General features: G+C 73.6%; 11 protein-coding genes. 4 read left to right on the top strand and 7 right to left on the bottom strand.

Annotation, left to right across the window (positions count from 1 at the left end):
- The first annotated feature begins 158 nt into the window (after positions 1–158).
- The 3 genes from gltB (at position 159) to MNY60_RS04620 (ending at position 7,266) form a co-directional block, all read left to right on the top strand.
- Positions 159–4,769 (top strand): glutamate synthase large subunit, encoded by a 4,611-nt coding sequence (gltB, locus tag MNY60_RS04610; protein ID WP_242334318.1) that lies wholly within the window; start codon positions 159–161, stop codon positions 4,767–4,769.
- Between the two features lie 11 nt (positions 4,770–4,780).
- On the top strand, positions 4,781–6,265 hold the full coding sequence (locus tag MNY60_RS04615) for a glutamate synthase subunit beta (RefSeq protein ID WP_242334320.1): 1,485 nt from the start codon (positions 4,781–4,783) through the stop codon (positions 6,263–6,265).
- Positions 6,266–6,840: 575 nt separating this feature from the next.
- Complete coding sequence (locus tag MNY60_RS04620; protein WP_242334323.1) at positions 6,841–7,266, top strand: hypothetical protein; 426 nt, start codon at positions 6,841–6,843, stop codon at positions 7,264–7,266.
- A 95-nt stretch (positions 7,267–7,361) separates the two neighbouring features.
- On the opposite strand, the gene MNY60_RS04625 is transcribed toward MNY60_RS04620, so the two are convergent.
- The gene (locus MNY60_RS04625; protein ID WP_242334326.1) at positions 7,362–8,240 is read right to left on the bottom strand and encodes a DMT family transporter; all 879 of its coding nucleotides are present in this window, start codon (positions 8,238–8,240) and stop codon (positions 7,362–7,364) included.
- 181 nt (positions 8,241–8,421) lie between these two features.
- Here MNY60_RS04625 and MNY60_RS04630 point away from each other — a divergent pair, with 181 nt between their 5' ends.
- Positions 8,422–9,588 (top strand): metallophosphoesterase, encoded by a 1,167-nt coding sequence (locus tag MNY60_RS04630; protein WP_242334329.1) that lies wholly within the window; start codon positions 8,422–8,424, stop codon positions 9,586–9,588.
- 51 nt (positions 9,589–9,639) lie between these two features.
- Here the strand turns inward: MNY60_RS04630 and MNY60_RS04635 are convergent, their stop codons facing one another.
- The 6 genes from MNY60_RS04635 to nrfD form a co-directional block, all read right to left on the bottom strand.
- Entirely contained in the window at positions 9,640–12,504 is a 2,865-nt protein-coding gene (locus MNY60_RS04635) for a DUF748 domain-containing protein (RefSeq protein ID WP_242360106.1), read from the bottom strand.
- 84 nt (positions 12,505–12,588) lie between these two features.
- Positions 12,589–13,935: a hypothetical protein gene (locus MNY60_RS04640; protein WP_242334335.1), complete on the bottom strand. Its 1,347-nt coding sequence runs from the start codon at positions 13,933–13,935 to the stop codon at positions 12,589–12,591.
- A 235-nt stretch (positions 13,936–14,170) separates the two neighbouring features.
- Positions 14,171–14,932: a hypothetical protein gene (locus MNY60_RS04645; protein ID WP_242352581.1), complete on the bottom strand. Its 762-nt coding sequence runs from the start codon at positions 14,930–14,932 to the stop codon at positions 14,171–14,173.
- A gap of 155 nt (positions 14,933–15,087) precedes the next feature.
- On the bottom strand, positions 15,088–16,428 hold the full coding sequence (locus MNY60_RS04650; protein ID WP_242352579.1) for an OFA family MFS transporter: 1,341 nt from the start codon (positions 16,426–16,428) through the stop codon (positions 15,088–15,090).
- A gap of 23 nt (positions 16,429–16,451) precedes the next feature.
- A complete protein-coding gene (moaA, locus tag MNY60_RS04655; RefSeq protein ID WP_242352577.1) occupies positions 16,452–17,510 on the bottom strand; it encodes a GTP 3',8-cyclase MoaA in 1,059 nt (352 codons plus the stop codon).
- Complete coding sequence (nrfD, locus tag MNY60_RS04660) at positions 17,494–18,666, bottom strand: NrfD/PsrC family molybdoenzyme membrane anchor subunit (RefSeq protein WP_242352575.1); 1,173 nt, start codon at positions 18,664–18,666, stop codon at positions 17,494–17,496. The genes moaA and nrfD overlap by 17 nt, the downstream gene beginning before the upstream one ends.
- Between the last annotated feature and the right edge of the window lie 6 nt (positions 18,667–18,672).

The raw sequence follows: 18,672 nt of genomic DNA on the forward strand, positions 1-18,672 counted from the left end.
CGTGCAGCGTGCCGTAGCCGCACGGCTCGCCGGTCGCTCCCCGCGCCCCGAGTGGAGCGGAGGCGGCGCACGGTGTGCATCGCGATCCGGAGATCCGATCGAGCGGAGGCGCCGCGGTTGCCGCGGCGTGAAGGCGTTTCGCAAAGGGTGAAGTGAGAATGATCGAGACCGGGTATCCAGGGAAGCAGGGCCTCTACGACCCCCAGCACGAGCACGACGCCTGCGGCTTCGGCTTCGTGGTCGACATCAAAGGCCGCCCCTCGCACGACATCCTCTCGAAGGCCCTCGAGGTGCTCGTGAACCTCGAGCACCGCGGCGCCGTCGGCGCCGAGAAGAACACCGGCGACGGCGCGGGCATCCTCTTCCAGCTCCCCCACGCGTTCCTCGCGGCCGAGTGCGAGCCGCTCGGGGTCCGCCTGCCGCGGCCGGGCCACTACGCCGCGGGCATGGTCTTCCTGCCGCCGAACCCGGCGGGCAGCGCCGAGTGCGCGCGGATCTTCGAGGCCGTGGTGCGCGAGGAGGGCCAGCAGGTGCTGGGCTGGCGCGACGTCCCCACCGACGACTCCACCCTGGGGCCCACCGCGCGCGCGAGCCAGCCCGTCGTCCGGCAGATCTTCGTCGGCCGCGGCTCGAACTGCCCCGACGCGATGAGCTTCGAGCGGAAGCTGTACGTCATCCGCCGGCTGGTCGAGAAGAAGGTCTCGCGCTCCGCGATCCCCGGGCGCACGCACTTCTACGTGCCGTCCCTGTCCCACAAGACCGTCGTCTACAAGGGCATGCTGAACGCGCCGCAGCTCCGCGCGTTCTACCCGGACCTGTCGCGCTCCGCGCTCGTCACCGCGATCGCGATGGTCCACTCGCGCTTCTCGACGAACACCTTCCCGTCGTGGTCGCGCGCCCACCCGTACCGCTACATCTCGCACAACGGCGAGATCAACACGCTGCGCGGCAACATCAACTGGATGCACGCGCGCCAGTCGATGATGCGCTCGTCGCTCCTCGGCGAGGACCTGCAGAAGGTCCTCACCGTGGTCGACACCGAGGGCTCCGACTCGGCCATGTTCGACAACGTGCTCGAGCTGCTCACGCTCTCGGGCCGCGAGCTCCCGCACGCGATGATGATGATGATGCCGGAGCCCTGGAACCGGCACGAGTCGATGAGCGCCACGAAGCGCGCGTTCTACGAGTTCCACTCCTGCCTCATGGAGCCGTGGGACGGGCCGGCGTCGATCGCCTTCACCGACGGCGTCCGCGTCGGCGCGCTCCTCGATCGCAACGGGCTCCGCCCCTCGCGCTACTACGTGACGAAGGACGACCTCGTCGTCATGGCGTCCGAGGTCGGCGTCCTCGACATCCCCCCCGACCGCGTCCTCCGCAAGGGCCGGCTCCAGCCCGGGCGCATCTTCCTCGTCGACACCTCCGAGGGGCGCATCGTCGCGGACGACGAGCTGAAGGAGCGGATCGCCAGGCAGCATCCGTACCGCGAGTGGATCGAGCGCTTCGCGGTGCGCCTCGACGAGCTGCCGAGGCCGCAGCACGTCATCGAGCCGGATCACGAGACGGTCCTCCGCCGCCAGGAGGTCTTCGGCTACACCGCCGAGGACGTGAAGATGATCGTCACGCCGATGGCGACCGACGGCACCGAGCCCCTCGGCTCCATGGGCAACGACGCGCCGCTCGCGGTGCTCTCGGAGAAGCCGCAGCCGCTCTTCGCCTACTTCAAGCAGCTCTTCGCGCAGGTGACGAACCCGCCGGTCGACGCCATCCGCGAGGAGATCATCATGGCGGTGGAGACCGCCGTGGGGCCGGAGGGGAACCTCCTCGAGCCCGGTCCCGACGCCTGCCGGCAGCTCTCCCTGCCGACCCCCGTGCTGCGCAACGAGGAGCTCGAGAAGATCCGCGCGCTCGACGGCGGGCCGGGATCGAAGGGCCTCCGCGCCATCACGCTCCCCATCCTGTTCCGCGCCAAGGACGGCGGCGCGGGGCTGCGCAAGGCGCTCGAGGACCTGCGCTTCAAGGCCTCGGAGTGCATCGCCGAGGGCTACAACCTCATCGTCCTCTCCGATCGCGGCCACGACGCCGAGGACGCGCCGATCCCCTCGCTCCTCGCCGTCTCGGCGGTGCACCACCACCTCATCCGCGAGGGCACCCGCACGCGCATCGGCCTCGTCCTCGAGACGGGCGAGCCGCGCGAGGTGCACCACTTCGCGCTGCTCGTGGGCTTCGGCGCGTCCGCGGTGAACCCCTACCTCGCCTTCGAGACCATCCACGACCAGGTGAACCTGGGGCTCATCCCCGGCCCGGCCGCGGAGGCCGAGAAGAAGTACGTGAAGGCCGTGAGCAAGGGGATCGTGAAGGTGATCTCCAAGATGGGGATCTCCACCATCCAGAGCTACCACGGCGCCCAGGTGTTCGAGGCGGTGGGCCTGAACCAGGACTTCATCGACGAGTACTTCACCTGGACCTCCACCCGCGTCGGCGGCGTCGGCATCGACGTCGTCGCGAAGGAGGCGCGGCTCCGCAACGAGCGCGGCTTCCCCCCGAAGCGACCCATCTTCCACACGAGCCTCCCCGCGGGCGGCCAGTACAAGTGGCGCGCGAACGGGGAGCACCACCTCTTCAACCCGGAGACGGTGCACAAGCTCCAGTACGCGTGCCGCTCGAAGAGCTACGCGCTCTTCAAGGAGTACACCTCGCTCGTCGATCACCAGGCGAGGCACCTCAACACGCTCCGCGGCCTCATGGACCTCGTGCCCGGCCCGAAGCCGGTGCCCATCGACGAGGTGGAGCCCGTCGAGTCGATCATGCGCCGCTTCAAGACCGGCGCGATGAGCTACGGCTCGATCTCGAAGGAGGCGCACGAGGCGCTCGCCGTCGCGATGAACCGCATCGGCGGCAAGTCGAACACCGGCGAGGGCGGCGAGGATCCTTCCCGCTACGCGCGTGAGCCGGGCGGGGACTCCAAGAACAGCGCCATCAAGCAGGTCGCCTCGGGCCGGTTCGGCGTCACGAGCGAGTACCTCGTGAACGCGCGCGAGCTGCAGATCAAGATGGCCCAGGGCGCGAAGCCGGGCGAGGGCGGCCAGCTGCCCGGCTCGAAGGTCTACCCGTGGATCGCCAAGGTGCGCCACGCGACGCCGGGCGTCGGCCTCATCTCGCCGCCGCCGCACCACGACATCTACTCGATCGAGGACCTCGCCCAGCTCATCCACGACCTCAAGAACGCGAACCACCGCGCGCGCGTCTCGGTGAAGCTCGTGGCCGAGGTCGGCGTGGGCACCATCGCCGCGGGCGTCGCCAAGGCGCACGCCGACGTGGTGCTCGTCTCCGGCCACGACGGCGGCACGGGCGCCTCGCCGCTCACCTCGATCAAGCACGCGGGCATCCCCTGGGAGCTCGGCCTCGCCGAGACGCACCAGGTCCTCGTGATGAACGACCTCCGCTCCCGCATCGTGGTGGAGGTGGACGGGCAGCTCAAGACGGGGCGCGACGTGGTCGTCGGCGCGCTCCTAGGCGCCGAGGAGTTCGGCTTCGCGACCGCGCCGCTCGTCGTCCTCGGCTGCATCATGATGCGCGCCTGCCACCTCAACACCTGCCCGGTGGGCGTCGCGACGCAGGACCCGAAGCTGCGCGCCAAGTTCACCGGCGACCCGGACCACGTGGTCACCTTCATGCGCTTCGTGGCGCAGGAGGTGCGCGAGCTCATGGCCGAGCTCGGCTACCGCACCATCGACGAGATGGTCGGCCGGTCCGAGCGGATCGAGCTGCGCCGCGCGGTGGACCACTGGAAGGCCCGCAACCTCGACTTCAGCCGCATCCTCTTCAAGCCCACGGTGCCCCGCAGCTACGGGCGCACCTGCCAGATCCCGCAGGATCACGGCATCGAGCAGACGCTCGACGCGACGACGCTCCTCGACCTCGCGCGCCCCGCGCTCGAGGAGAGGAAGCCCGTCCGCGCGACCCTGCCCATCCGCAACACCATGCGGGTCGTCGGCACGATGACGGGCAGCGAGGTCACCCGGCGCCACGGGGCCGCGGGCCTCCCCGAGGACACGATCCAGCTCCACTTCCAGGGGTCGGCGGGCCAGTCGTTCGGCGCGTTCATCCCGCGCGGGATGACGCTCGTCCTCGAGGGCGACGCGAACGACTACGTCGGCAAGGGCATCTCGGGCGGCAAGATCGTGGTCCACCCGCCGCGCGAGGCGACGTTCGTCCCGGAGGAGAACATCATCATCGGCAACGTCGCCTTCTACGGCGCGACGGGCGGCGAGGCGTACGTGCGCGGCCTCGCCGGCGAGCGCTTCTGCGTGCGCAACTCCGGCCTGCAGGCGGTGGTCGAGGGCGTCGGCGATCACGGCTGCGAGTACATGACCGGCGGCCGCGTCGTCGTGCTCGGGCCGACCGGCCGGAACTTCGCGGCCGGGATGTCCGGCGGCGTCGCCTACGTCCTCGACGCGGACGGTCAGTTCGGGAGCCGCTGCAACAGGCAGATGGTGGGGCTCGCGCGCATCGAGGACGAGGAGGAGCTCGCCGCGGTGCGGGCGCTCGTCGAGAAGCACGCCGAGTGGACCGGCAGCGCGCACGCGCGGCGCCTGCTCGAGCGGTGGACGGACACGGCGAAGCGGCTCGTGCGCGTGCTGCCGAACGACTACCGGCGCGTCGTCGAGGCCCAGGCGAGGATGCGCGAGAAGGGGCTCTCGGCCGAGGAAGCGGAGATGGCGGCCTTCGAGGAGAACGCGCACGACGAGGCGCGCGTCGGCGGGAACTAGGGAAGACAGCGATGGGAAAGCCGACTGGATTCATGGAGTACCCGCGGGAGCCGAAGCACGAGCGGCCGCCGCGCGAGCGGATCGGGGACTGGAGCGAGGCGCACCCGCCGTACGCGGAGGAGACCCTCCGGCAACAGGGCGCGCGCTGCATGGACTGCGGGATCCCCTTCTGCCACACCGGCACGCTCATCGCCGGGATGGCGGCCGGGTGCCCGGTGAACAACCTCATCCCGGAGTGGAACGACCTCGTCTACCGCGGGCAGTGGCAGGAGGCTTACATCCGGCTCGCCAAGACGAACAACTTCCCCGAGTTCACCGGGCGCGTCTGCCCGGCGCCCTGCGAGGGGAGCTGCACGCTCGGCATCAACGAGCCGCCCGTCACGATCAAGCTCATCGAGCACGAGATCGTCGAGCGCGCCTTCGCCGAGGGCTGGGTGAAGCCGCAGCCGCCGGCCGCGCGCACCGGGAAGCGCGTCGCCGTCATCGGCTCCGGCCCGGCGGGCCTCGCGGCCGCCCAGCAGCTCAACAAGGCGGGGCACACCGTCACGGTGTTCGAGCGCGCCGACCGCGCCGGCGGGCTCCTCATGTACGGCATCCCGAACATGAAGCTCGACAAGGCGGTGGTGGAGCGGCGGGTGCAGCTCATCGCGGACGAGGGCGTCCGCTTCGTCACCGAGACCGAGATCGGCAAGCACATCCCCGCGCAGCGGCTCCTCAAGGACTTCGACGCGGTGGTCCTCGCGGGCGGCGCGACGCAGGCGCGCGATCTCCCGGTCGAGGGGCGGAACCTCGAGGGCATCCACCTCGCGATGGAGTTCCTCCACGCCAACACGAAGTCGCTGCTCGACTCGCGCCACGCGGACGGGCGGTTCATCTCGGCGAAGGGCCGGGACGTCGTCGTCATCGGCGGCGGCGACACCGGCACGGACTGCGTCGGCACGTCGATCCGCCACGGGGCGCGGAGCGTCGTGCAGCTCGAGATCCTCCCGCAGCCCCCGCTCGAGCGCGCGGCCGACAACCCGTGGCCGCAGTGGCCCAAGGTCCTCAAGCTCGACTACGGCCAGGAGGAGGCGAAGGAGCTCTGGGGTGCCGACCCGCGCCGCTTCCAGGCGCTGACGAAGCGCTTCGTCGGCGACGCGCAGGGCAGGGTGAAGGAGCTGCACGTCGTGGACGTCGAGTGGACGAAGGGACCGGACGGCCGGTTCGGCCCTCGGGAGGTCGCCGGCTCGGAGCGCGTCGTCCCGGCCGACCTCGTGCTCCTCGCCCTCGGGTTCGTGGGGCCGGAGAAGCCCATGCTGCAGCAGCTGGGCGTGAAGCTCGACGACCGCGGCAACGTCTGGACGGACGAGAGCAAGATGACGAGCGTCCCCGGCGTGTTCGCGGCGGGCGACATGTCGCGCGGCCAGTCGCTCGTGGTCTGGGCGATCCGCGAGGGGCGGGAGGCGGCGCAGGGCGTCGACCGCTACCTGTCGTACGGGGAGACGGTGCTTCCGTAGCCGTCGCGGCGCGCGTTCGCCGGGCGCGGCCGTGGCCCGACGACGCGCGGCTCGCTCGCGCGCGCAGTGAGGGCGCGCCCACGCGCCGCCGCGGCGCGGCGGCGACCGCGTGCGCCGCTCCTCCGCGGTGAGGGAGGCTTCGAGCTTCTGCTCGAGCTCGGGCCGTCCCGCGGGGATCGTACGGCGTTCACCGTAAGATGAACTCGGCGCGAGCCGGTCATCCGAGCCGAGCGGCTCCCGCGCCGAGGTCCCGCGCGCTGCCACGCCGAGCTCGCAGTGCCGCGGGCGCACGCGACGCGCTCGGCCGCAGGGCCGCGGCGTCGACGCGGCTCGAGCGCCGGGCGTGCCTGCCCCGTCGAAGGCACACGTCTCAGATTCCACGATGCGGGCCGACCCATCAGAAATGGGCGAACGCACGCCGAGACTCCTTCTCAATGCGTGCGCCTCGACGCACAGTCTCATCGACCACCAGCTATTGCCAATCGCCATTCCTGCGCCGCGCGCGTCGGAGCGACCCCGCGCCGGCAACGCAGGAAGGTTCGCGCGCGACGTTTCAGCGCGCGGGAGGAGGTCGTATGCGCGTGAAGGGAATGGTCGGGCAGTGGCTCGGGTTTGCGGTCGTCGCGCTGGCTGTCCTCGGGCCAGGGATCGCCCGGGCCGGGAGCCCGCACTTCGTGAGCGTGACCGTCGAGCGAGACGGGGACACGCTGATCGCAGACGGGAAAGAGGCCGGTCTCGGGAGCGAGACCCAGGTTCACATCGTGCTGAGCGCCGATGCCGCGTGCATCAATCCTGGCGATCACCACCCCAAGGCGGACAACAAGGAAGCCTTCTCGGCGGAGGGCGACTTCCCGGTCCAGAACGGGAAGGCGGTCTTCTTCCTCGAGCTCACCCCCACGTTCCAGCCGGACTGCTCGCCTCCGATGTCGGTGGTGTTCACCAACGTCAAGGTGTGCGACGAGGAGCACAACGTCTGCACGAGGTTCTCCGGCACGTACTAGCGGCGCGTGGGAATGCCTGGGGGCCGCGCCGCCCGTCGGGCGGGCGGCCTCTGGCGGGCGCCCTGCCCCTGGCTGGAGGGTTCATGGAGGCTGCGCTAGCGGCGACGCCGCGGCACGAGGGTGAGCGCGATCCCGGCCAGGATCGCGGCCGCGGAGAGGACGAGCCGCGGCGTGAGGCGCTCGCCGAGCAGCGCCACGCCGCCCACCGCCGCGAGCACCGGCACGCCGAGCTGGAGGGCGGCCGCACGCGTCGCGCCGAGCGCCGGCACGACCGCGTACCAGAGCGTGTAGCCGCCGCCGGACGCGAGCGCGCCGGAGGCGACGGCGAGCGCCGCGCCGGCCGCCGTGAGCCGCGAGCCCCACGCCCCGAGGGCCGCCGCCGCGAGCGGCAGCGCGAGCGCCGCCGCCCGGGCGAAGTTGTCGGCCGTCGTGGCGAGCGGATCGCGGGCCGATCGGCCGCGCAGGCTGTAGACGCCCCACGCCGCGCCCGCGACGATCATCAGGGCCGCGCCCGCCGTCTCGACGCCGTGCGCGCCCGGTCGCGTCAGCGCGGCGAGCCCGCCGAGCGCGATCGTCACCCCCGCCCACTGCCGCGGCGCGGGGCGAGCTCCCTGGGCGACGGCGAGGCCGATCATCGTCACCTGCACGGCCGCGAACAGGAGCAGCGCCCCCGCGCCGGTCGGGAGGCGGACGTACGCGAACGAGAACGGCGCCGCGTAGACGACCAGGATGGCGGCCGAGGCCCAGCTTCCGCTGCCCCGCCGCCCGCCACGCGCCGCGGCGAGGGCGACGAGGAAGGCCGCGCCGGAGACGATCCGGAGGCCCGTGAAGCTCGCCGGGTCCGCGAGCGACCCCCGCAGCGCCGCGCGGGCGAGGAGCGAGTTCGCAGCGAAGCAGCCCAGCGCGGCCGCGGTGAGCAGGGCGACCGCGGCAGGCGGCGGTCGAGCCGCGCCAGGCGCGGCGGGCGCCCTCATGCGGGCCCGATCGGCCGGATCGCTGGGTTCCTGCAACTCTGGCCTCCAGGAAGAGGGACGGCCGGGCGACCATAACGCGCCGCCCGGACGCGCGCGTGCGCCGCTGCGTTCGCCTCCGCCCCGGAAGCGGCGCCCGCCGGGCGTGCGCGCGGCGCGCCGTTCCGCTACGTCACTGTTCTCCATGCGTGCGCGAGTCGCCCTCGTGGTCGTCGCGGTCCTCGCCTCCGTCGCGTGCGTCTCCTCGCGTGAGGACAGGGTCGAGCGGCGCGCGGTGAAGGTGCTCCCGGCGGCCGCGCCGCTCGAGCCCCCGGCGATCCGCATCCTCTTCTTCGGGGACTTCGGGGCGGTCACCCCCCAGCAGGGCGCCGTCGCGCGCGCGATGCTGGCGGAGAACGCCGCCGCTCCGTTCGACCTCGCGATCCACGTCGGCGACAACCTCTACGCCTGCGGCCCCGACCCGCGCGTCCGCAACGCCGCGAGCTGCGCCTTCGAGGCGGACGGGAACACGGTGCGCCCCGGGCAGGACATCGGCGCGGACGGGCGCTTCGCGCGGTCGTTCGAGCGCCGCCTCGAGGGGCTCTCGCGCGGCGGCGAGCCCGTCCCGGTGTACCTCGCGATCGGGAACCACGACGTGAGGGTGGACGGGCCGTGCCGCCGCGAGCTCCGCGGGCCGCCCGCCACCGAGCAGCGCGTGAAGGCGTGCCTCGAGGTGCAGCACCAGGGTCCGCACTGGAGGATGCCCGGGAGGCACTACGTCGTCGAGCGCGGGCCGGCGCGGCTCATCGTGATCGACACGCTGCTCCTCGCGGGCGACTACGGCGGGTTCCGGTGGGAGGACGAGCTCGACTTCGTCCGCCGCGCGTCCGCGGGCTGCGGAGGCGAGCGTCACTGCTTCGTGGTGGGGCACTACTACGCCGACGTCGCGGGCGACCCGCGGAACCGCGCCGCCATGGTCCGCCAGCCGGAGTATGTGCGCAGGGTGCGGCAGCTCGAGGACGCGATGGGGGACCGCATCTCGGGGTGGCTCGCCGGTCACGCCCACGACCTGCAGCACCTCCGCACGGCGCGCGGTCACGACGAGTTCATCGCCGCCTCGACCTCCTCGACGCACCCCAAGCCGTTCGCCGGGCCCTTCGCGGGCGGCCGGTCGCTGTACTGGTCGCAGCGGTGGGGCTTCGGGGTGCTCGAGGTGAACGCCGCCGGCTGGGAGATGAGGCTCGTCGGGCGGGATCGCCGGAGCCTCTACTGCTGCCGGGCCGTCGGCCGCGGGCATTGCGAGCCGTACGCCTGCAACCCGGTCACGGCGACCCCCGGCCCCGTGCGAGCCCGCCGCGCTCCTCGGGCGTGAGCTCGCCAACGGAGGAGCGAGCTCCCGGGCGGCGCCGCGGGGCGGCGTCCCTCACCTCACGGTGAAGTACACGCGCGCGCCCTTCTCCTTCTCCGCGCGCTCTCCGCCCTGCGTCAGGAAGAGGCGGCCCTGGTCGATCCCGGCCGCGAGCAGCGCCTCCCGCGCGCGCTGCGCCCGCTCCGCCGAGAGCGAGCGGTACGCCTCGGCCGGCACCTCGACCGCGGCGGCGAGGCGCTCCTCCATCTCCTGCGGCGAGGGCGGCGCGGCCGCAGCCTCGCCGGACTTCCGCGGCGCGGCGGGGAAGGCGGCGTCGTACGCGGCGCGCACCAGCCGGGCCCGCTCCTCGGGCGAGAGCGTCACCTCGTCCGCGGACGGCGGAGGCGGCCGCATGGACGCAGCCTTCGCGCGCCGGAGCGACCGCTCCAGGGCGGCGCGCCGCAGCGCGGGGCCGTCCTGGTCGGGATCGGCGGAGCCCTCCAGCTCGAGCCCGAGGGCCGGCCGCTGCGCGAGCGACCTCGCGAGGAGCCCGAACCGCTCCTGGGCGCTCGGCAAGGCCTCGGCGGCGCCGGGGGCGAACTCCACCAGCGAGAGGTCCGCGTGATCGCCTCCGGCGAGGGCGGCGAGCGCGCTGAAGGGCGAGGTCGCGACCTTCACGAGCACGTTCAGGACCGTCCGCCAGATCACCTTGCCGAGGTGGAAGTTCGGGTCGTCGAGGTTCCCCTCGATCGGGACGTCGAGGAGGATGACCCCGTCGCGATCCTGGAGGAGCGCGAGCGCGAGCCGCACCGGGATCTTCGTCGCGTCGGGGCTGTTCGTGGGGTCGCCGAGCGTGAACTGGTTCACCCTGACGACGTTCGTGGAGGCGAGGTTCCGGTTCTCGATCTTGTAGCGGAGGTCGAGGTCGAGCTTGCCCTTCTGGATGCCGTAGCCGAGGAACTTGCCCGAGTAGGTCGCGAAGGGCGACAGGTCCACGCCTTGCGAGGCGACGACGAGCTCGGTGAACGCCTCCTTCTGCAGCGGGTTGAGCGTGCCCGAGATGCGCACGGGGGACGCGCCCTCCACCTGCAGCTTCACGTCCACGGTGGACCGCACCCGCGGATCCGAGGAGAGCTTCGCCACCGCCGCGTCGGCGCCGGTGACGTTCACGATCGCGGGCGGGCTCACGGAGCGATCGACGAAGGCGGCGCGCCCGCGCACCACCTGGACCGCTCCGATCGCCGTCCGCCACTCCGGGCCGGGCGGGGGAGGCGGCTTCCCCGGCGCGGGCGCTGGCGCCGCGCGGAGGGCGCGCGCGAAGCTCGTCGCGCCGTCCTCCCAGACGTACGCCTTCACCCGCGGCTCCACGAGGCGGACGAGCCGCACGGAGGCGCGCGGCGGCGTGGACGCGGCGTCGATCCCGGTGACCTCGAGGGATCGCCAGCGCAGGAGGTCCTCGTTGCCCCTCTCGGCCACCGCGAGCCCGTCGAGCCGGACGTCGCCGGCGAAGGTCCAGCGCGGCGCCTTCCCGGACGCGTCGAAGTCCACGGTCGCCCGGGCGCCGGCGCGCCCGCCGGTGAGCCGCGCAGTGACGTCGGGCTCGAGGTAGGGCTGGAGCGGCACGAGGTCGAGCTCGGCCGCGTCCACCTCGAGCTTCCCCTTGCTCCCGAACGGCTGGACCGGCCCCTTCACGGCGAGCCGGCCGCGCCCGTTCCAGACGAGCGACAGCGAGACGGGCCAGGTCGCGTCCGCTTCGGGCCGGAGCCGCTCGATCCGGAGCGCCACGTCGGTGAGGGGCAGGGCGACCGGCCGCGACGGGGTGCGGTCCTGGAGGTCCAGGGCGAGCCCGGAGACCGCCAGCGCGCCGATCGACCACTTCCACGGGGACGGCGGAGACGGGGGCGGGGCCATCCGCGAGAGCTCCAGGCTCCCGTCGGCCTCGCGCAGCACGCGCACCTTGCCGCCGCGGAGCGAGACCTCGTCGATCTTCGCTCGCTGTGCCAGCGCGTCCACCTCGATCCCGGACACCTCGATGCGCGACAGCTTCACGGCAGGTTCGGCCACCCCGCGCGGCCCCATGGCGAGCCGGTCCACCGTCAGCTTGCCGCCGGCGAGCGCGAGGACGCGCCGGGCGGTGCCCCACTCGAGCTCGTAGCGCGTCTCGAAGGCGAGGCGCCCGTCGTGCAGATCCGCCGGGAGCTCGTCCTGGATGTACGGCGCGTACTTGGGGAGGTGGATCCCCTCGAACGCCAGCGTCCCCGCCGAACGAAGCGGCTCCGTCCGCACCGTGCCCGTCCAGCTGAACGTCTCGCCGGACTCCGTCGTGCCGGTGAAGGCGTAGGGGCTGTCTCCCCCGCCCCGCGTCCGGAACGAGTCGAGCCGGATCGTGACGGGGCCGAGGATGGTGTCGAACGCGGGGCTGCGGGTCGCGTCGCGGAACACCACGCGCGCCTCCTCCACCGCGAGCCGGCCGATGGAGACGCGAGGTCCACCCCCGGACTTCGCGGGCGCGGCGGGTGCCGCCGGCGGGGCCTCCGGCTCGAGCAGGTCCTGGAACGTCAGCGCACCCTTGCGATCGAGGCCGACGTTCAGGGACGGCTTCACGAGGCGGATCTCCGCGAGGCCCACCTCACCGAGCACGAGCCGCTGCGGCGCGAGCCGCACGTAGAGCGACTCCCAGCCGGCGAACGGCGTTCCGTCCGGATGCGCGACCGCGAGCCCCTCGATCGTGATCGAGAGGGCGAGCGGGTTCACGCCCACCTTCGCGACGGTGACCTGGCGGTGCAGCGCGGCCGAGCCCTCCTTCACGAGGACGCGCCGGAGGAGGGCGGGTGCGGCGAGAAAGCCGAGGGCGGTGTAGGCGACGAAGATCGCGGCGACGACGACGGCGGCTCGGAGGAGCCGCCGCCGCCGGGCGGGGGTGGGAGAAGGGGCTACCATGGCGCCTTTTAACCATCGGAGGCCCGCGACGCGCAATGGCCCCGCTCGGCGCGGCGCGGCCGAGCCGCGGCGATCCGGCGCGCCTCACAGCGATCGCAGGAACTGCACGAGGTCGGCGCGCTCGTCGGGCGTGAGCTCGAGGCCGAGCGTGTCCGCGTAGTGCGCCACGACCGACTCGAGCGTCGGGAACCGGCCGTCGTGGTAGTAGCCGCCCTTGGCGCGGGTGAAGAGGCCGGCGAGAGGCGTCGTGCGGTAGAAGCGCTGCTCCGGCGAGCGGCTCGCCTGGAAGTCGTCGATCCCGAGCTCCGCCGCGGTGTGCATCGCGAAGCCGGGCTCGGTGTAGAGCGGCGGGACGTGGCAGGTGGCGCACTTCCCCTTGCCCTCGAAGACCGCCTTCCCCCGCGCGGCGGCGTCGGCGTCGAACGAGCCCTCCGGCGGCTTCGGGGCCGGGATCGCGAGCTGGTAGAAGTGCAGCGCCGCGAGCCTCGGCGTGATGCGATCGTCCGTCGAGCGCACGTCCGCGAAGCCCGCCTTCGCGGCGATCGGGAAGCGCGTCGCGTCGGCGAGGCGCGGGTCGAAGAACGTGCCCTTGCCGTGCATCTGCGTGTTCGCGACGAACGCGTTCCAGTACGTCACCGAGCCGAAGCCCGTGTACGTGTGCAGGTTCACCCCGGCGAGCCCGAACGCGGCGGGCAGGAGCGTCGCGCCGGTCTTGCCGTCCGGGCGGAACGCCTTGCCGTCGAGGGCGAGCTCCGCGTCGTAGCGGCCCGGCCCCCAGCTCCGCAGCACCGTGCGGACCGTGTCCTCGTCCGTGCCGAGGAGCGCCGCGAACGGCGCCAGCGTGGGCGCGCTCGCGACGATCGCGCCCACGTCGAGGTCGCGGTTGGGCCAGCCGTCGAGCCGCCGGCCGATGCCCGTCGCGAAGGAGTCGTCGACGGTCGAGTGGCACAGCGCGCAGGTGATCCCCACCGAGCGGAGCGTGCCCGCGTCGTCGAACTGGCCCTTCACGCCGAGGACCGCGTCCGCGCGGAGCAGCGCCACGGTCACGGCGGGATCGTCGAGGTTCACCTCGCCCCTGCGCACGGCCTCCGCCGTCGCCGGCGGCACGGCGCCGGCGTCCACCTTGAGCCCGAGCGAGAGCGCTGCGCGCGGGGAGAGGCCCGGCCCCACGCCCCCGTTCGCCTGCCCCGCGATGGCCTCGTGCAGCCGGAGCTGCCCACCCCAGAAGTCCTCGTCGCCGAACGTCTCGTCGCGGAAGACGCGCCGGCCCTCGTCGAGCAGCCGGTCGGCGTGATCGAGGATCGGGTCCTCCGCCGCGGGGCGCGCGGGGTGATGGCTGCTGCGGGCGGGCTGCGGTCCGGCTGCCTTCGGGAAGGAGAGGTACAGGGCGAGGGCTGCGAGCGGGACGGCTGCGGCGAGGGCACGTCTCATGGATCTCTCCTCCAGGCGCGGCTCAGCGCCCAAAGCCGCCCGAGCCGCGGGGCGCGGCAGCGGGTGGCAGTCGAGGGATTGGATGCGGGGGGCGGAAGGAGGTTTCAGCGGGCGGGATCGTCGCGGTCGGGGTCGCGGTCGTCGAAGGTCGGGTCTCGAGCGTGCCCCCAAAAACGCAGCGGGGGCCGCGCACGAAAGGCGCGGCCCCCGCCGTCGTCCCCGCACCGGCTCAGCGCTACTGCTGGGGGACGCCCTGCTGCGAGCTGCCCTGCTGTCCGCCCGCGCCTCCCTGCACCTCGATCCGGAGCGCCTGCGGCGCGCCGCCCTGCTCGGTGAACGCGGCCCGGACCTGCGTCCCTTCCTTCAGGTCGCTCACGGTGCGCTGCTGGCCGTCGATGAGGACCGGTGTATCCGGGCCGACGCGGAGCTTGATGTCCGGCTCGGCGCCGCCCTGGCGCACGACGACCTCCTGCGCGCTCGCGCTCACGACGGTGCCGCTCGCGGTGCGCTCGGCGGCCGCCCCGCCCGCGGGGCTCGCCGGCGGAGGCTGCGGCTGGGCGCCGGTGGGCTGCTGGGCCGACTGCTGCGCGCGCTCCTGCTCGCTCTTCGCGAGCTGCTCGTGCTCCTGCGCCGCCTGCTGCTGGGCGTTCGCGGTCGCCTGCGCGGCCTGCTGGTTCGACTGCCGGGCCTGCTGCTGCGCGCCCTGCGCCTCACCGAGCTCCTTCTGCTCCTTCGCCCGCGCCTTCTGGAGCTCCTGCTCCTTCTCCCTCACGTCCTTCTGCGCGTCGGCCACCTGCTTCTGCTCGTCGGCCGCCTTCTTCTGCGTCTTCGCGGACGACTCGGTCGCCTTCTCGGCCTGCTCCTGCGAGGCGACCGCGCCGCCGGTGTCGCCGCGGCTGCTCGCCTTCCTCCGGTCGTCGCCCCGCTGGCAAGCCGCGGCGAGCAGGGCCGCCGCGCCAGCGGCGAGATACGCACTTCGAGTCCAAGAAGATGCCATTCGTCTCCCTCCGTCGCGTAAAGGTGGTGACCGCGACGGTGCCGTGCGAGCCGGGCCGGACGGCGGGGGCAGCGGGCGGGCGGCGCCCGCCAGGTCGAGGCTCCTCCTCCCCCCGCGCCGGGGGCAGCGGCGGTCGAGCGAGGCGCGAGCGGCGCTCAGGCGTGGACGCGCCGGTTCGGGAACAGGTGCGCCCAGCGGCCCGCGCCCTCGCGCTCCGCGCCGGGGCGCCGGGTCACGATGGGCAGGATCGCCGCGACGAACAGCACCACCGCGATGACGGGCAGCGCGCCGGAGAACGATCCGGTCGCGTCCTTCACGAGCGCGACGAAGATCGGGCCGACGACGCCCCCGACGCCCCACGCCAGCAGGATCCACCCGTAGTTCACGCCCATGTACTTCGTGCCGAAGTAGTCGGCCGTGAACGACGGCATCGTCCCGAACCCGCCGCCGTAGTCGAGCAGCACCACCGCGAACAGGATCGCCACCACCGGCAGGGCGTGGATGCCGCCCACCACGAAGAAGATGACGACCTGCGAGCCGTAGATGAGGAGGTAGGCGGCGTTCCGCCCGATGCGGTCGGAGACGGCGCCCCAGAAGAACCGGCCGAGCCCGTTGAAGAGCGCGATGAAGCCGTAGACCGCGAGCGCCGTCTCGGGCGAGGTCCCCGTGAGCTCGCGCATGATCGGCACCGCGTTCGAGATGAAGAGGATGCCGGCGGTGACGTTCAGGAAGAGCATCATCCAGAGCGCCCAGAACTGCGGGGTCCGGAGCGCCTCCGAGGGCGGGTAGTCGCGCGTGGCGCGGGAGGCCACGGCGGGCGAGGCCGCGGCCGCGGGGACCGCGGCGGGCGGCGGGTTCCGGATCACGAGCGCGCAGAGCCCGCCGAGGATCGCGAAGACGACGCCCGACACGATGAACGTCCGCATGAGCGTGCCGGTCGCCCCGGCGGAGAGCACCGCGTCGCTCTCCCCTGCGGCCCGGGCGGCGAGCACGCGCCCCGCCTCGCGCGACGCGCCGGCGAACGCCGGGATCGCCTTGAGGACGTTGTTGTAGAAGAACGCGCCCAGGCCGAAGCCCATCACCACCATGCCGCTGCCGAGCCCGCGGCGGTCCGGGAACCACTTCGTCACCGCGGCGACCGGCGTCACGTAGCCGAGGCCGAGGCCGAGCCCGCCGATGACGCCGTAGGTGAAGTAGATCCAGGGCGCGCCGAGCGCGGTCGTGCCGAGCCCTGCGAGCACGTTGCCGAGCCCCCACAGGACGAGGCCGGTCACCGCCACCGGGCGCGGTCCCTTCGCGTCCTGCCAGCGCCCGCCGATCACCGCCCCGATCCCGAGGAACAGGATGGCGAGCGCGAACGTCCAGGTGGTGGTCGTGTTGGACCAGCGGAAGGCCGCGATGAGCGGCTGGGTGAACAGGCTCCAGGAGTAAACCGTGCCGAGGCACGCCATCGCGACCGTGCCCGCTGCGGCGATGAGCCACCGATTCGACGTCATGACGTCTCCCTCCGGCGGAGCGCCTAGCCCCCGATGCCGCGCATTGCCAGCAGCACGAGCCCGGCGCCTGCCTCCTCCATGTGATGACGCGGCGCCTTCCTCCCCAGCGCGCCCGCCACGGCGTCGGCGAGCGCCTCGTCCCCGTCGCCCGCCCGCATCCGATCCTTGAGCTGTACCCGATCCTCGCCCCCCAGGCAGGCCTGGAACCCGCCGTAGGCCGCGATCCTCGCCCGGTTGCAGTCCTCGCAGAAGTTCTCGGTCATCGCGCCGATGAAGCCGACGAGCCCCTCGCGCCCGTCGCGGTCGCGGGCGCGCATGTGGCGGGCCGGACCCCAGCCGCGGAAGAGGTCGGGGGCGAGCGAGAAGCCCGCCTCCTCGAGCCGCCGGCGAACCTCCGCGAGCGGCACGGGCGCGCCCCCGCCGAACGGCATCTGCTCGATGAACCGGGGGAGGGCGCCGCGGTCCCAGGCGTAGCGCACGAGCGACCCGAGCTCGTCCTCGTTCACGCCCGGCATCACCACGGTGTTGAGCTTCAGCGAGCGGAACCGGCCCGCCGCCGCGTCGATGCCGGCGAGGATGCGGTCCAGCCGCGCCGCCTGGCCCGAGACGCCGCGGAGCCGCTCCGGCGCGAGCGTGTCGAGGGACACGTTGAGCGCGCCGAGCCCCGCCGCGTGGAGCGGCTCGACGAGCTCTGCGAGCCGGTGGCCGTTCGTGGTGATCGCGACGTCCTCGATCCCCGGCGTCGCGGCGGCGTCCGCGACGATCTCGACGACGTCCCTGCGCAGCGTCGGCTCGCCGCCGGTGAGCCGGATGCGGCGCACGCCGAGCGCGGCGAAGAGCCGGAACAGCCGGGCGAGCTCCGCGCGGGAGAGGAGGGCGTCCGGCGGCTCGTACGCCGCCGGCGAGCAGTAGGTGCAGCGGAAGTTGCAGCGGTCGGTGAGCGCCACGCGCAGGTAGCGGATGGTCCGGCCCTGCGCGTCGACGAGCGAGCCCCGCGGACGGCAGGCGGCGGCGTTCACGCGCTCCGCAGGGGCCGGGCGCGCGGCGGTGGCCGGGACGACGGGCTCAGGGAATCGCTCCATGTTCCACCGATTCCTCACCCGTCGCGTCGATCCCGCTCGGTGCGGGCATCCGTCCGGGCGCCTCCCCCTTCCTAGTCAGCTCCGCGGCGCCGCGCCCGGCGCGCTGCAGCTCGAACGTCGCGTGGGGATCCCGGGCGGAGGCACGTCCCGCGGCCAGCACCCCGAAGCGGAGCGCGAGCGTCCCCAGCGTGCCGAGGGCGCCCGAGGCGATCCGCAGCGCGGGCGAGCGGCGGCGCACGAGGTCCACGACCGCCGAGGCGCCGAGCAGGATGCGCGCGCCGCGAAGGAGGGCGCCTGCCGCGCCGCGCCGGAGCGGCCGCTCCACCCGCTCGAAGCCGGCCTCCCTGTGCAGCGCCCGCGAGAGCGCGATCTCGGCGCCCTTCGCGACGAGCCCGAACCGCCGCGCCATCTCCGCCCCCGGCCCCGCGGGCGGCCAGAGGTCCAGCGCCGCGCCGGCGCTCACCGCGCCGGAGAAGGCGAACAGCATCGGCAGCGTGTTGCGCGTCTCCTGCCACACCGGCACCGCGGTGTTCGCGAGCAGGACGCCGGTGTAGCCGACGAGCGGCAGGCCCAGCGCCCCGGCCGCGAGCCCCGCGGCGTCGCCGGCGCGCCGGAGCGCGCGGGACGACGGGAGGAACGCCGGCAGCGCCGCCGCGCCGCTGAGCGCGCCGAACGAGGCGAGCACCCAGGTGCCCATGTTCATCGGCGAGGTCGGACGGAACACGCGCATCATGGCGATGAACCGCGCCGGCCGGCCCAGGTCGGCGATGAGGAGCCCCGCGCTCGCGACCGCCCCGCCCACCGCGAGCGTCCGGCAGCGCCGCACGAGGGGAAAGGTGCCGCGCCCGCCGGCGAGCTGCGCCGCCGCGCCGAGCACCCCGCACGCCCCCGCGAGGCCGCCCGTGTAGAAGTACGCGGGGATCATCCACCTCCACACCGGCTCCTTCAGCACGGGCAGCCCGTGGTAGCTCGGCCCCTCCACCTCCTCCTCCGGGAGGGAGGCGGTCCGCTCCGCCGCGCGGTCCGCGCGCGCGAGCGCGGCCGCCGCGCGCTGCGGCGAGGCGCGCTGCCCGGAGGCCTCGCCGGTGAGGCGCCCCACCTGCGGATCCACGTTGCGTCCGTCCCTTGGCGTCGAGGCCTGCCTCAGCGGATCCATCGCGTC

It is taken from the genome of Anaeromyxobacter sp. SG17, from assembly GCF_022690695.1.
Classification (GTDB): domain Bacteria; phylum Myxococcota; class Myxococcia; order Myxococcales; family Anaeromyxobacteraceae; genus Anaeromyxobacter; species Anaeromyxobacter soli.

Bases quoted from the DNA above. Each gene is read 5' to 3' on its own strand.
- gltB (WP_242334318.1), top strand. From the start codon at position 159: ATGATCGAGACCGGGTATCCAGGGAAGCAGGGCCTCTACGACCCCCAG.
- MNY60_RS04615 (WP_242334320.1), top strand. From the start codon at position 4,781: ATGGGAAAGCCGACTGGATTCATGGAGTACCCGCGGGAGCCGAAGCAC.
- MNY60_RS04620 (WP_242334323.1), top strand. From the start codon at position 6,841: ATGCGCGTGAAGGGAATGGTCGGGCAGTGGCTCGGGTTTGCGGTCGTC.
- MNY60_RS04625 (WP_242334326.1), bottom strand. From the start codon at position 8,240: ATGAGGGCGCCCGCCGCGCCTGGCGCGGCTCGACCGCCGCCTGCCGCG.
- MNY60_RS04630 (WP_242334329.1), top strand. From the start codon at position 8,422: ATGCGTGCGCGAGTCGCCCTCGTGGTCGTCGCGGTCCTCGCCTCCGTC.
- MNY60_RS04635 (WP_242360106.1), bottom strand. From the start codon at position 12,504: ATGGTAGCCCCTTCTCCCACCCCCGCCCGGCGGCGGCGGCTCCTCCGA.
- MNY60_RS04640 (WP_242334335.1), bottom strand. From the start codon at position 13,935: ATGAGACGTGCCCTCGCCGCAGCCGTCCCGCTCGCAGCCCTCGCCCTG.
- MNY60_RS04645 (WP_242352581.1), bottom strand. From the start codon at position 14,932: ATGGCATCTTCTTGGACTCGAAGTGCGTATCTCGCCGCTGGCGCGGCG.
- MNY60_RS04650 (WP_242352579.1), bottom strand. From the start codon at position 16,428: ATGACGTCGAATCGGTGGCTCATCGCCGCAGCGGGCACGGTCGCGATG.
- moaA (WP_242352577.1), bottom strand. From the start codon at position 17,510: ATGGAGCGATTCCCTGAGCCCGTCGTCCCGGCCACCGCCGCGCGCCCG.
- nrfD (WP_242352575.1), bottom strand. From the start codon at position 18,666: ATGGATCCGCTGAGGCAGGCCTCGACGCCAAGGGACGGACGCAACGTG.